Raw genomic sequence first — 286 nt, 5'->3', positions numbered from 1 at the left:
GAGATAGAATTAAGAGATTTATGGGAATATACCCTTAATCTAAACGAGCGCGACGTGGCTTTTATTGCTAACCACTTATGGGAAATTTTAGGCACTGAATTTGATTATTACTTTGCCGATGAAAACTGCGCGTTTCATCTCGCACAAATTATTGAACTTGTTATTGGCGATCAACTAACTAGCGAAAGCTCTCCTTGGGTAATACCTGCCACTATTTTTTCAAGGTTAAACTCGGCCACTTACCAAGGGCAATCAGCGGTTAAAAACATCACATTTACTCCCTCGC

1 protein-coding gene is annotated in these 286 nt (G+C 39.9%); it reads left to right on the top strand.

Annotation, left to right across the window (positions count from 1 at the left end; translation table 11 throughout):
- Positions 1-54: 54 nt before the first annotated feature.
- The coding region (locus SB765_RS29015; protein WP_410932403.1) for a DUF4105 domain-containing protein at positions 55-286 on the top strand (232 nt) is incomplete at its 3' end.

It is taken from the genome of Pseudomonas sp. SIMBA_067 (genome assembly GCF_046534675.1).
Taxonomy (GTDB): Bacteria; Pseudomonadota; Gammaproteobacteria; order Pseudomonadales; family Pseudomonadaceae; genus Aquipseudomonas; species Aquipseudomonas putida.
This window is presented reverse-complemented; position numbering and strand designations above follow the sequence as displayed.